This is a genomic window from Bacteroides sp. 2_2_4 (genome assembly GCF_000157055.1).
GTDB classification, from domain to species: Bacteria; Bacteroidota; Bacteroidia; order Bacteroidales; family Bacteroidaceae; genus Bacteroides; species Bacteroides ovatus.
Map to the genome: position 1 here is coordinate 35406 of NZ_EQ973359.1, position 13832 is coordinate 49237.

Sequence of the window (13832 nt, forward strand, 5' to 3'; positions counted from 1 at the left end):
GTTTAGAAATCAATATCAATCAAATTAAATTTCAGGTCAAACTTCAGTTCCGTACGGTTGGACAGTTTTACTTCATAATCTTTCTTATCTCTCTCAATTTTTAGAATTTTAGCATCAGGGTAATTGGTCGCTACGTATTTCTGAATAGCTGCCGGAATAATTGCTGTAGGTACAGAACTATATTTGCAGTTCACTTCTTCCCAGTTACCTTTGTTGTCAAACTCTACTTTATCGCCATTCGTGAAAATCACTTCATAACTTTTATAGAAGAAATCACTTTCCATTTTGGCTAATGCTACTTTGCTGTCGGCAAAATGCTGTTTGATAAACTGCTGTGCCGGTTGTGGCATTTGAGTTACCTGGATTGGTTTGTCGTCATCTGCACGAGCTACTGTTTGCAAAGTGAAAAGACACACTAATAAGAATACTAACTTTTTCATAATCGTTGTTTTTTAATATTGGTTTTTACTATTATTATTAATTTGATAATGCAAAGATGAGAGGAGAATCTGAAAAGATTTGGGAATTTTGAGAATTTCCGAAAAAAAATCGAAAAAATATAGTGACGCTATCCGGTTAACATAGCGTCACTATATATAAAGGATACCGTCACCATCCTATAGGGATAGTGTCACTATAATTTCTTCCTGAAATTAGATTCTTTAGGATTCTTTTAAAACTACTAATAGATACATCGTTTATTTTTGCACACACAAATTTGACAATATTCATATTAAACAACCATAAGAACTTTTGTATGACTATGAGAACAAATTATTTTTTATTATTAGCTATTCTATTGGGGATTATCCCTATGAGTTACACGCACGCCAATGATTCAATACCTAAGAGCGTGATTCTGTACACACCTTACACAAAAATCTCCGTATCTCCCGGAGCGTCAATTGACTACAGTATCGATCTTATCAACAACACAGACCAGTTGATGAATGCGAATCTTTCTGTCAGCGGATTGTCCGCCAGTTGGAAACACGAAATGAAATCCGGTGGCTGGAGCCTTAGCCAACTATCGGTACTTCCCAAAGAGAAAAAGACTTTCAATTTAAAAGTCGAAGTCCCATTAAAAGTGAATAAAGGTAATTATCACTTTGTAGTATATGCCGGAAACGCCAAACTTCCATTGGATGTGGTGGTTGCTCAAAAAGGAACATACCAGACTGAATTTACTACCGACCAACCCAACATGCAGGGAAATTCCAAATCAACCTTCACTTTCAGCGCCACTTTAAAGAATCAGACTGCCGACCAGCAGCTATATGCTTTGATGGCTAATGCACCCAGAGGTTGGAATGTAGTTTTTAAACCTAATTATAAGCAAGCCACTTCTGCACAAGTGGAAGCCAACAGTACCCAAAATGTAAGTATAGATATTACTCCTCCTGCCAATGTAGAAGCCGGCAGTTACAAAATTCCGGTACGCGCCGCTACAGGTACCACTTCCGCTGAATTGGAACTGGAAGTGGTTGTTACCGGCTCTTATCAAATGGAACTGACTACTCCCCGTGGGTTATTGAGCACAGATGTCACAGCAGGTGATATAAAGAAAATAGAACTGGAAGTCAGAAATACAGGTTCTTCATTACTGAAAGATATTCAGCTGTCTGCTAATAAACCTGCTGACTGGGAAGTAACTTTCGAACCTTCAAAAATCGATGCACTAAAAGCCGGAGAGACATCAACGGTTATGGCTACTTTGAAAGCTTCTAAAAAAGCATTGCCAGGCGACTATGTGACTACCATCATGGCAAAAACTCCTGAAGTAAATGCAGATGCGCAGTTCAGAGTTGCAGTAAAAACTCCGATGATATGGGGATGGGTAGGCGTTCTTATCATTATTGCCACCATCGGCGTGGTTTACTATCTGTTCCGTAAATATGGAAGGAGGTAAATTATGGGCGAACAAGTGATCGTACTTACCGATTTGACCAAACAATACGGTAATTTCACTGCTGTAGATCATATTCGCCTGAATATCCGGAAAGGAGAAATCTTCGGATTACTGGGACCGAATGGTGCTGGAAAATCAACTACTATCTTAATGATGTTGGGATTGACAGAGCCTACTTCGGGAACAGTTGAAATTTGTGGAATCAATTCTACTACACACCCCATTGAAGTAAAAAGGAAAATTGGGTATTTGCCAGAAGATGTAGGATTCTATGATGATATGACAGGACCGGAGAATTTGATCTATACAGCGCGATTAAATGGTATTTCTGATAAAGAGGCAAAAACCAAGGCTATGGAACTGATGAAGCGGGTAGGCCTTGAAGATCAGTTAGCCAAAAAGACAGGGAAATACTCTCGTGGTATGAGACAGCGGTTGGGATTGGCTGATGTACTTATTAAAAATCCGAAGATTATTATTCTCGATGAGCCGACTTCAGGGATTGACCCTGCAGGTGTTCAGGAATTTATCGAACTGATTCGCTGGTTGAGTAAAGAAGAAGGACTGACAGTGCTTTTCTCTTCCCATCATCTGGATCAGGTACAGAAAGTGTGCGACCGGGTAGGTTTGTTCAGTAATGGCCAATTACTTGCTTTGATTGATATGGCAGAATTGAAAGATAAGAAGCAGGAATTGTCTGATATTTATAACCATTATTTTGAGGAAGGAGGAGAAAGACATGAATAAAGTCAATCATCCTTTTTGGGTTATCGTCAACAAGGAAATTTCCGATCATGTCAAAAGTTGGCGTTTTATTATACTAATAGGTATTATAGCACTTACCTGTATGGGGTCGCTATATACAGCACTCACCAATATTAGTGAAGCCATCAAACCTAATGATCCGGACGGTTCGTTTCTTTTCTTGAAGTTGTTTACGGTTTCAGATGGGACTCTCCCCTCTTTTGTGCTGTTTATTAACTTCTTAGGTCCCCTATTGGGAATCGCTTTGGGATTTGATGCAGTCAATTCCGAACAAAATAAAGGAACATTGAGCCGTATGCTGTCCCAGCCTATTCATCGCGATTGCATTATCAATGCGAAGTTTGTGGCTGCTTTGATTGTGATAGGTATCATGTTGTTTGTATTGGGCTTTCTGGTGATGGGATGTGGGCTGATTGCTATTGGTATTCCTCCTACGGCAGAAGAGTTTTGGAGAATTGTTTTCTTCATCATTACCAGTATCTTTTATGTAGCATTCTGGTTGAATCTGGCTATTCTGTTCTCACTCCGTTTCCGTCAGGCAGCGACTTCTGCCTTAGCATCTGTGGCTGTTTGGCTGTTTTTTAGTGTATTCTATACCATGATTGTTAATTTGGTGGCAAAAGGGTTGAGTCCGTCACAGATGGCATCACCTTATCAGATTATCAGTTATCAGAAGTTTATTCTAGGGTTGATGCGTTTGGCACCGAGTGAACTGTTTAATGAAGCTACCACCACACTATTGATGCCTTCTGTCAGAAGTTTGGGGCCATTGACTATGGAACAGGTACAGGGAGCTATCCCTAGTCCGCTCCCATTGGGACAAAGTCTTTTAGTTGTATGGCCACAGTTGACCGGATTGATTGCGGCAACGGTTATTTGCTTCGCTATTTCTTATATCATGTTTATGAGGAGAGAAATACGATCCCGATAACCTGCTCACTATAAAAGACGCAGAGGACACGGAGAAACAGGTGAATGGATATACCTGACAAATTGGTTTTATGATAACCGACAGGTCGTTCACTTAAAATCCGTGTCCTCTGTGTTTTTCAGATGAATCTTATGATTGGGAAATCTCGAAGCAATGTTCATTCTGCTCGAAGTAATATTTTATATTCAGATGTTGCAAACGACAGATGGAATCGGCTATAGCTAATCCCAGCCCTGTAGATCCTTCTTTTTTGCTACCCTGATAGAAACGTTCGAAGATATGTTCCTTGTTCAGCGGATGTTCCACTCCCGAATTTCGGAAAGTAATACCGTTCTTAGTAACGGTGATTCGGATATGTCCTCCATCAATATTATGTACAAATGCATTTTTCAGGAGGTTAGTGAGCAAAGCAACAGCCAGGGATTCGTTCATTGTCACCTTGAAAACGCCTTGTTCATCTATCGTGACTTCTATGTTGCGATAATCATAAACTTCTTCGTAATCTTGCAGATATTGTTTGAGAAGTACATTGAGTTCCAATTCTTTGGTATCCGTAAACTGACCATTATCAATCTTGGAAAGCAATAATAGGGATTTGTTTAATTTAGTAATGTATTCTAAAGTCTGATGCGTTTTCATCAGTTCTTCCAGTTGTTTTTCTGATAGCGAATCATCTTCCATCAACATTTCCAATCGATTACGGCAGATAGCAAGTGGAGTTTGTATCTCGTGTGAAGCATTTCCGATAAACTGTTTTTGTTGTTCGAACATCTGCTCCGTACGTTCCACATAACGAATGGCAGCCTCATTTAATTTCCGGAATTCCGTGATTTGAGTATCGTTACTCAAAGGTTTATTTCTTTTTCCTGTTTGATAACCGTCCAGCCAGTGTAGAAGTACATAGAGCGGTCGCATATTCCGGTAAAATACCCATACGGAAATGATAATAATGCAGAATAATAAAGCTACATATAGAAATATAATCCACATTTGGATGGCATCTCTCAAATCATCTTTTTCAATGCTGGGGGTCGATACTGTCAGTTCGTGGTATCGTCCTTCATCATCTTTAAAGATAGTAGTAAGAATACGTGCCGGCTCGGTCTCTCCTTTTTCTTCAATGTATACCATAGAGTCTTTATACTGAATATCCTCCCGGCTTTCCGCATACTCTTTGCTTACTTCCATCATATAATATTGATTGTTGGAGCCATTGGTTTTAGAAGGTAGCTCCTCTCCTGCCAATGCCCGGATAATGATGGTTTCCGAATAATCTTCCAAAGCATCATCCACTTCATCGTTGACTTCATCGATCATCGTAACATAAAAGAAGATAGCCCAGACCGTCAGTATGAGAGTCAGAGCAAGGGTAATACGAAGAATGATGTAATATATTAATTTCATGGACAATAATCTCTTTCCTTTTTATTCTACTATCATTTTATACCCAAATCCATAGACTGCTTTAATTTCAATAGTTGCACCCGAATCCTTGAGCTTTTTGCGAAGATTCTTGATTTGTGCATATATGAAGTCAAAATTATCGACCTGATCGATATGGTCTCCCCACACTGATTCGGCCAAAGTGTTTTTATTGATTAATCTCCCAGGGCGATTGATAAAATATAACAGGATATCATATTCTTTTCTATTTAGTTCCACTTCCTGCTCGTTGACAAATACACGATATTTATCCGGTTCTATCCGTACGTTGCCTTGGCGGATATCAATCTCTCCATCATGCTGATGGCGACGAATCACGCTTTTAATTCGTGCATTTAGTTCAACCAAATGAAATGGCTTTGGCAAATAATCGTCCGCTCCCAGTTCTAATCCCAAAACTTTGTCTTCCAGAGAGTCTTTCGCGGAAATAATAATCACGTTCTCCCGCTTATGGAGAGCTTTCAGTCGTTCAAGAAGATCAAGTCCGCTTCCGTCCGGTAGCATGATGTCCAATAAGATACAATCATAGTCGTAATCTTCAATTTTGCGTAGAGCAGAATTGAAGTCACTGGCTGTTTCTACAACGTAACGTTCTTTTTCAAGTGAACATTGAATCAGTTCTCTCAAAGAGGGTTCGTCTTCTACAATCAATATCTTCATAATTTTGTCTCCTTTCTTTTTTACATACTACAAAGAAAAGGGATATTTCTGAAATAAAACTGAAATGGATTGAAAAAAGAGCTTGAAATAACTATTGAATGTCTAATGAACTGTTAGGACAGGCCATAAATAATATAATATGGAAGGAAAAAAAGAAAAGGATGAAAGCGATTGAGCCGTTTCCATCCTTTTTATAATTATGTGCGAATTTTGTTTAATAAGAACGTGCAAATATCACGCGGCAAGCAGATGGTTTACCTGTTACCATACATTTACCAGGTTCTTTGTCTCCCGGAACAAATGACTCGAACGGAATACAACGAATGGTTGCTTTAGTTTCTTCCTTAATTTTTTCTTCGGTTTCAGTAGTTCCATCCCAATGAGCCAGAATAAATCCGCCTTCTTCGATTTTTTCTTTAAATTCGTCATAGGTGTCTACTGTTGTAATCTTGGAGTTACGGTAGTCCAATGCTTTCTTGTAGATATTAGCTTGCATTTCTTCAAGCAAATTCTGAACGTATGTTTCAATGCCTTCACAAGTAACCGTTTCTTTTTCCAGTGTATCACGGCGCATCACTTCCATAGTGTTGTTTTCAAGATCGCGACCACCCATAACCAAACGAACAGGTACACCCTTCAATTCATAATCAGCGAATTTGAAGCCCGGGCGTTTGTTATCTGCATTATCATATTTCACAGAGATACCCAATGCTTTCAACTTAGCTACAATGCCTTCTACTTTAGCGTCAATTTGTTTCAGTTGTTCGTCATTCTTATAGATAGGAACGATTACTACCTGAATCGGAGCCAAATGTGGAGGTAATACCAATCCGTTGTCATCCGAGTGAGTCATAATCAATGCACCCATCAAACGAGTAGAAACACCCCATGAAGTAGCCCAAACATACTCCAACTTGTTTTCCTTGTTAACGAACTGAACATCGAATGCCTTTGCAAAGTTTTGTCCCAGGAAGTGGGAAGTACCACTTTGCAATGCTTTTCCGTCCTGCATCATGGCTTCTATTGTGTAAGTGTCAAGTGCACCTGCAAAACGTTCATTGGCTGATTTCACTCCCTTTACAACGGGAACAGCCATATATTTTTCTGCAAATTCACCATATACATTCAACATTCTGATTGCTTCTTCCTCTGCTTCTTCACGGGTAGCATGAGCGGTATGTCCCTCTTGCCACAGGAATTCGGCAGTACGCAGGAAAAGACGGGTACGCATTTCCCAACGGAAAACATTCGCCCATTGGTTGCAGAGAATAGGCAGGTCACGGTATGACTGAATCCAGTTCTTATAAGTATTCCAGATGATTGTTTCTGATGTCGGACGGATAATCAATTCCTCTTCCAATTTAGCTGCAGGATCTACTACAACTCCTGAACCGTCTTCCGCATTCTTCAAACGATAATGTGTTACTACGGCACACTCTTTCGCAAACCCTTCTACGTGTTCTGCTTCGCGGCTTAAGAATGATTTCGGGATTAATAGCGGGAAGTATGCATTTACGTGTCCTGTTTCCTTGAACATGTCGTCCAATTGACGTTGCATTTTCTCCCAGATAGCGTATCCGTAAGGCTTAATCACCATACATCCGCGCACAGCAGACTGTTCTGCCAAATCAGCTTTTACCACCAAATCGTTATACCACTGTGAGTAGTTTTCACTACGTTTGGTAAGGTCTTTCAGTTCTTTTGCCATTATATTTTTCTATTTAAAGTTTTCTTGAGTGTTAAAACAGGGTGCAAAAATACGAAAAATGCATGAACTGCCCTATTCTTCATGCATTAATTTTCTAAAGTCATGTACTTCTATATTACATATCTCATTTTTCATATTCGTTATATAGTTGCATCCGCGACTGTGCTTGTTCAGCATAGCGCTTTTTTGAGAACTAAAGGCACTATGATCCGATGAAAAAGTTTTACGCAAAAGAAATAAGCCTTTCCTACCCAATTATGGTATTTTACTAATGTGGTAACCTCAATCATTTGTTTTCCTGTTTCCAATGGCGTAATGAAAATATCGACATAAAACAATAAATGTTTATCGTCTTTTCTCATAATTGCTTCTTGCTTGTCTTCCTCTATAATAAGTTCTTCACTTTCAATAGCTTTAGTTTCTATACCGAAAGGTTTGACTAAACAGGCCCTTATTGCATACAACATTCGGAGCCAAGCGGGGTTATGAGCAAAGACTTTTAAAATAATATCTTTAGGAGACAAACGATTTTCTGTAACTTCTATGGAAAAACTGTCACTGTAATCTACGGGGAGATATTTCTCTATTTTCTTAGCCATATTGGTTATTCAATTAGGGTTATTCTACAATATGTTCAGTTTAGGTTTCGTCCGATAATAGATAAAACCATAGAAAAGGGGGCTTGAAAAATAAAAAATCAGGCAGTTTTTTTTAAGATAACCACCTGATTTTCAAAAGAGCGGTAAACGAGGCTCGAACTCGCGACCCCCAGCTTGGGAAGCTAGTGCTCTACCAACTGAGCTATTACCGCATATTTACTGCATTTCTCGACTCAAAAGCCTTATGAAATGGTGATGCAAAGGTAAACATAATTTTTATATCTCAAATAAAATCGCAGAAATTTTAATGCAAGAAAAAAGAGAAATTAAAGCCTCTTCAATTCTTTTGTTTTGATGAAAAACAACCGGATATGAAAAAACGCATATTAGTAGCCCGTATAATTAAAAAATATACAGATTGGCGATAGTCGCTATAGAAAAAATTCCAGGATTTCCGGTTAATAAGATTCAGATATAAACTATTTTAGTGAATAATCTATCACTAGGTTCTAAATAGAGAATGAATATTGAATATGTGAGAACAAAGTTGCTTATATTATTTCAAATTAACAGATTTAGTTTCTAGCAAAATAAATAAGATTTAGAGACAAACTGGTACTTTATGGGCTGTTTGGTAGCTTTCTTTTAAAGGGAGAACACGCTTCTCACCGACCAACGGTTGGTTCCATTTAAAGGAACAGAGCTTTTCCTTTAAAGAAACAACTCCAATATGCATTTATATTTTGTATAATCAAGTAGTTTATATCCATTAATAACACGCTTATTGCATATACTTGCATTATTTTATGCATCATTTTTTCTATCTGATAGAAATGATACAAACGTGATTCAAAGAGAAGATGAAAAATAGAACATCTTATAAAAAAGCGTTGAAACCTTCTTTTGTTGTATTGCTATATTCTTTCTGATGAACAAACCTCTCTTTTCATCTGTTAGAATATCTCAAATTCAGATATAACCTAACCAGTATGAAAAAAAATAAGCGACTTTGTATACTATTGACTTTGTATTTTTCCATCGGTCAGATAGATGCACAGATACCATTAAGTTTCGAAGAATCACTGCATCTGTTGAATCAAGGAAATCAGAGTCTGAAAATAGCGGATAAGAGTATTGAGATTGCGAAGGCTGAACGTGATAAGTTGAATGCTTTTTGGTATCCCAGTCTTCAGTATACAGGTGCGTTTGTACACATGTCGGAGAAGATCGAAGTTAAACAGCCTTTATCGCAGTTTACCGATCCGGCTAAAGACTTTGTACATTCCATTATTCCGGATGACCAAATCATTTCGTCTATACTGGATCAAATTGGGGCAAATACCCTTATATTTCCTTTGACTCCAAGAAATTTGACAACTGTTGATTTATCAGCCGAGTGGGTACTCTTTTCCGGTGGTAAGCGTTTTCATGCCACCAACATCGGAAGAACGATGGTTGATCTGGCACGGGAAAGTCGGGCACAGGCATCGGCCAATCAGCAAAGTTTATTGGTTGAAAGCTATTACGGGCTTCGACTGGCACAACAAATTGTGACGGTTCGTGAAGAAACCTACAACGGATTGAAGAAACATTATGAAAATGCCTTGAAGTTAGAGGCAGCAGGAATGATTGACAAAGCAGGAAGGCTTTTTGCCCAGGTAAATATGGATGAAGCCAAACGTGCATTGGAAGCTGCGCGAAAAGAAGAAACAGTAGTGCAAAGTGCCTTAAAGGTTTTGCTGAATAAAAAGGATGCAGATGCCAATATCATTCCTACCTCTCCCCTTTTTATGAATGATTCATTGCCACCTAAAATGCTATTTGATCTTTCGGTAAACAGTGGGAACTATACACTCAACCAATTACAGCTGCAGCAGCATATTGCCAAACAAGAAGTGCGGATTGCTCAAAGCGGCTATTTGCCGAATATAGCCCTTTTTGGAAAACAGACCTTATATTCGCATGGTATTCAGAGTAATTTATTACCGCGTACCATGGTAGGCATTGGTTTTACATGGAACCTCTTTGACGGACTGGATCGTGAAAAAAGAGTGCGGCAATCGAAATTAACGGAACAAACTCTGGCTTTAGGGCAGATGAAAGCCCGTGATGATCTGGCTGTTGGGGTAGATAAGCTTTATACGCAGCTGGAAAAGGCACAGGATAATGTAAAAGCTTTAAATGCAACGATTGCCTTAAGTGAAGAATTGGTACGCATCCGAAAGAAATCATTTACAGAAGGGATGGCAACTTCTACCGAAGTTATTGATGCTGAAACCATGCTTGCCAGTGTAAAAGTGGCTCGCCTGGCAGCATATTATGAATATGATGTGGCACTAATGAATCTACTCTCGCTTTGTGGCACACCGGAACAATTTGCAAACTATCAACCTAAACCGTAACAAACAATGAAACCAACTAGTAAAACCCTATCATGGGCTTTTGTCATCATTCTTCTGGCTGTCGGTATTTTCACCGGCTTGGGAGTTATATTAATGCATAAACAGCCGCTGGTCTTGCAAGGACAAGCTGAAGCAACAGAAATCCGTATCAGTGGGAAACTTCCCGGCCGTATCGACACTTTCTTCGTTCAGGAGGGAGACTGGGTACACCGGGGAGATACTCTTGTCGTCATTAATAGCCCTGAAGTACATGCCAAGTATCAACAAGTGAATGCCTTGGAACAGGTGGCAGTACAACAGAACAAGAAAATAGATGCCGGAACCCGTCGTCAGATCGTGGCTACTGCACTGCAATTATGGAATAAAACGAAGAGCGATCTTACTCTCGCCCAGACAACTTACAACCGTATTCTTACTTTATATAAGGACAGTGTCATTACTTCTCAAAGAAAGGATGAAGTAGAAGCTATGTATAAAGCGGCTGTAGCAGCCGAACGTGCTGCCTATGAACAGTATCAGATGGCTGTAGATGGTGCACAAAAAGAAGATAAAGCGTCTGCTGCCAGCATGGTGGATGCTGCTCGAAGCACAGTGGATGAAGTCTCGGCTTTGCTGGTCGATGCTCGGTTGACCGCTCCGGAAAACGGTCAGATAGCAACAATCTTCCCTAAACGTGGAGAGTTGGTTGCACCGGGAACTCCCATTATGAATTTGGTGGTGGTGGATGATATACATGTTGTTCTTAACGTGCGGGAAGATCTGATGCCGCAATTTAAAATGGACGAAACATTTGTTGCGGATGTGCCCGCTATCGGTAAAAAAAATATTGAATTCAAAATCTATTATATTAGTCCGCTAGGCAGTTTTGCTACCTGGAAATCAACCAAGCAAACCGGAAGTTATGACTTACGTACCTTTGAGATTCATGCCCGTCCAACCCAAAAGGTGGATGACTTGCGTCCCGGCATGTCCGTGTTATTGACTTTAGATTAATCGACATCAAATAAACCAGAGAATGGATGAATCACAAACATATTCCCCTTTTCGTTCCGTACTGCTCAGAGAGTGGTGGCGAATGACTTCACGGCGCCTTTATTTTGGTGTCTGCATTGTCTTGCCATTGTTCACCCTTTTCTTTATGGCTACGATCTTTGGTAACGGACAGATGGAAAACATTCCTATTGGTATTGTCGATCAGGATAATACTGCTACTTCCCGGACGATAGTCAGGAATATTTCTGCCGTACCAACTTTTAAAGTGACAAAGCATTTTGTAAATGAAGCAGCTGCCCGTGAATCTGTGCAAAAGAAAGAGATTTATGGATATCTTTCCATACCTCCCCAATTTGAACAGAATGCGATTACCGGAAAGAATGCAACACTCTCCTACTATTATCATTATGCATTAATGTCGGTAGGTGGTGAGTTGATGGCGGCATTCGAAACTTCCTTAGCTCCGGTGGCTCTTTCTCCTGTGGTGATGCAAGCGATGGCACTCGGAGTAGAACAGGATCAGATTACCACCTTTTTATTACCCGTACAAGCTAATAACCATCCGATATATAACCCTAGTCTGGATTATTCGGTATATTTAAGTCAGCCCTTTTTCTTTGTGCTGTTTCAGGTTTTGATTCTGTTGATTACCGTGTATGCGGTTGGCATTGAAATCAAGTTCCGCACAGCAGATGATTGGCTGGCGACTGCAAAAGGCAATATAGTGACAGCTGTTTTAGGTAAATTATTACCTTATACCATTATATATATACTGATAGGATGGTTGGCTAATTACGTCATGTTTGGTATTTTGCATATTCCTTTTCAGGGGAGTTGGTGGTTAATGAATATCATGACTGTGCTTTTCATCATTGCAACACAGGCTTTAGGGCTGTTTTTATTCTCGCTGTTTCCGGCAATATCGTTGGTTATAAGTGTAGTTTCTATGGTAGGTTCTCTGGGGGCTACTTTGTCCGGAGTAACCTTTCCGGTTCCCAATATGTATCCGTTGGTGAGGGATGCTTCCAATTTGTTCCCTGTCCGTCATTTTACGGAAATGATGCAAACCATGCTCTATGGAGGCGGTGGGTTTATCCATCTTTGGCCGTCGGCTGTGATACTCTGTATCTTCCCGTTGCTGGCCCTGTCGCTGCTTCCTCATTTAAAACGAGCTATAGAAAGTCATAAGTATGAAAACATTAAGTAAGTTACAACAGTTGTCATTCATCATTCGTCGTGAATTTCTAGCTATCAGTACCAGTTATGCGGTTTTACTGGTGTTGATGGGAGGAATCTTCGTTTACGGGTTGCTCTACAATTATATGTATGCACCGAATATTGTAACCGATGTACCTGTTGCCGTAGTCGACAATTCGCACAGTGAATTGAGCCGTGATTTTATCCGTTGGCTGGATGCTACTCCCCAAGCAGAGATTTTTAGTCAGGCTATGGACTATCACGAAGCAAAAGAATGGATGAAAGAAGGCAAAGTACAGGGAATACTCTACCTGCCTCATGATTTTGAGGAACGGGTGTTCCGGGGAGATGAAGCCGTATTTTCCCTTTATGCAACTACTGATGCCTTCTTGTATTTCGAAGCTTTGCAAGGTGCTTCTTCACGTGTCATGCTGGCTATTAATGATAAATACCGGCCAGATGAAGCAGTGTTTCTTCCACCACAAGGATTGCTCGCCGTAGCTATGGCGAAACCGATCAATGTGGAAGGCACTGCACTCTACAATTATACCGAAGGATATGGTTCCTATCTTATTCCGGCAGTCATGATGATTATAATTTTCCAGACCTTGCTGATGGTTATTGGTATGGTGACCGGAGAAGAATACAGTAGTAAAGGAATCCGTGCATATACTCCTTTGGGGTATGGCTGGGGAGTTGCTATTCGTATAGTGGCAGGAAAAACGTCCGTATACTGTACTCTTTATGCCATCTTTGCCTTTTTTCTATTAGGCTTGCTCCCTCACTTTTTCAGCATCCCCAATATTGGAAACGGATTGTACATCGTACTATTATTGATTCCATATTTGATGGCAACTTCTTTCTTGGGATTGGCTGCATCCAGGTATTTTACGGATTCTGAAGCTCCCCTACTCATGATCGCCTTCTTCTCCGTAGGATTAATCTTTCTTTCCGGCGTTTCCTATCCAATGGAACTAATGCCCTGGTATTGGAAAGTAGTCCATTACATTTTCCCAGCTGCACCAGGCACACTCGCTTTTGTGAAACTGAATTCTATGGGAGCCAGTATGGCTGATATCAGACCGGAATATATAACTCTCTGGATACAGGCACTTATTTATTTTACAATAAGTATATGGGTCTATAAGAAGAAACTGGAATCAAATCTGATTAGTTAAATTAACAAAAACAAAACATGCGCTAATTATAACATATAGCAAAAGAA

General features: G+C 39.8%; 12 protein-coding genes and 1 tRNA gene. 7 read left to right on the plus strand and 6 right to left on the minus strand.

Annotated features, from left to right (window positions below; all coding sequences use genetic code 11):
• Nucleotides 1-2: 2 nt before the first annotated feature.
• A complete protein-coding gene (locus BSCG_RS16890) occupies nucleotides 3-440 on the minus strand; it encodes a PepSY-like domain-containing protein (protein WP_004295988.1) in 438 nt (145 codons plus the stop codon).
• 317 nt (nucleotides 441-757) lie between these two features.
• On the opposite strand from BSCG_RS16890, the gene BSCG_RS16885 reads away from it, so the two are divergent.
• From BSCG_RS16885 to BSCG_RS16875, 3 genes are read left to right on the plus strand one after another with little or no spacing between them, the layout of a single operon-like run.
• Entirely contained in the window at nucleotides 758-1909 is a 1152-nt protein-coding gene (locus tag BSCG_RS16885) for an NEW3 domain-containing protein (RefSeq protein ID WP_004295989.1), read from the plus strand.
• Between the two features lie 3 nt (nucleotides 1910-1912).
• Nucleotides 1913-2656 (plus strand): ABC transporter ATP-binding protein, encoded by a 744-nt coding sequence (locus tag BSCG_RS16880; protein ID WP_008775678.1) that lies wholly within the window; start codon nucleotides 1913-1915, stop codon nucleotides 2654-2656.
• Nucleotides 2649-3605 carry an ABC transporter permease gene (locus tag BSCG_RS16875; protein WP_004295992.1) on the plus strand — a complete coding sequence of 319 codons (957 nt, stop codon included), beginning with the start codon at nucleotides 2649-2651 and terminating at the stop codon, nucleotides 3603-3605. Before BSCG_RS16880 ends, BSCG_RS16875 begins: the two co-directional genes overlap by 8 nt.
• 129 nt (nucleotides 3606-3734) lie before the next feature.
• On the opposite strand, the gene BSCG_RS16870 is transcribed toward BSCG_RS16875, so the two are convergent.
• The 5 genes from BSCG_RS16870 to BSCG_RS16850 form a co-directional block, all read right to left on the minus strand.
• Complete coding sequence (locus tag BSCG_RS16870) at nucleotides 3735-5009, minus strand: sensor histidine kinase (RefSeq protein ID WP_004312440.1); 1275 nt, start codon at nucleotides 5007-5009, stop codon at nucleotides 3735-3737.
• 21 nt (nucleotides 5010-5030) lie between these two features.
• Entirely contained in the window at nucleotides 5031-5708 is a 678-nt protein-coding gene (locus BSCG_RS16865) for a response regulator transcription factor (protein ID WP_004295994.1), read from the minus strand.
• A gap of 214 nt (nucleotides 5709-5922) precedes the next feature.
• Nucleotides 5923-7416 (minus strand): proline--tRNA ligase, encoded by a 1494-nt coding sequence (proS, locus tag BSCG_RS16860; RefSeq protein ID WP_004312439.1) that lies wholly within the window; start codon nucleotides 7414-7416, stop codon nucleotides 5923-5925.
• A gap of 170 nt (nucleotides 7417-7586) precedes the next feature.
• Nucleotides 7587-8015, minus strand: a complete 429-nt coding sequence (locus BSCG_RS16855) for a DUF2867 domain-containing protein (protein ID WP_008022330.1) — start codon at nucleotides 8013-8015, stop codon at nucleotides 7587-7589.
• A 139-nt stretch (nucleotides 8016-8154) separates the two neighbouring features.
• Nucleotides 8155-8227: transfer RNA gene (locus BSCG_RS16850), tRNA-Gly, on the minus strand.
• 777 nt (nucleotides 8228-9004) lie between these two features.
• On the opposite strand from BSCG_RS16850, the gene BSCG_RS16845 reads away from it, so the two are divergent.
• The 4 genes from BSCG_RS16845 to BSCG_RS16830 are packed head-to-tail and all read left to right on the plus strand — an operon-like array spanning nucleotide 9005 to nucleotide 13785.
• Nucleotides 9005-10417, plus strand: a complete 1413-nt coding sequence (locus BSCG_RS16845) for a TolC family protein (RefSeq protein WP_008775681.1) — start codon at nucleotides 9005-9007, stop codon at nucleotides 10415-10417.
• A 6-nt stretch (nucleotides 10418-10423) separates the two neighbouring features.
• Nucleotides 10424-11410 (plus strand): HlyD family secretion protein, encoded by a 987-nt coding sequence (locus BSCG_RS16840; RefSeq protein ID WP_004312436.1) that lies wholly within the window; start codon nucleotides 10424-10426, stop codon nucleotides 11408-11410.
• A gap of 22 nt (nucleotides 11411-11432) precedes the next feature.
• Entirely contained in the window at nucleotides 11433-12617 is a 1185-nt protein-coding gene (locus BSCG_RS16835; protein ID WP_004312435.1) for an ABC transporter permease, read from the plus strand.
• A complete protein-coding gene (locus BSCG_RS16830) occupies nucleotides 12601-13785 on the plus strand; it encodes an ABC transporter permease (protein WP_004296002.1) in 1185 nt (394 codons plus the stop codon). The genes BSCG_RS16835 and BSCG_RS16830 overlap by 17 nt, the downstream gene beginning before the upstream one ends.
• Nucleotides 13786-13832: the final 47 nt, after the last annotated feature.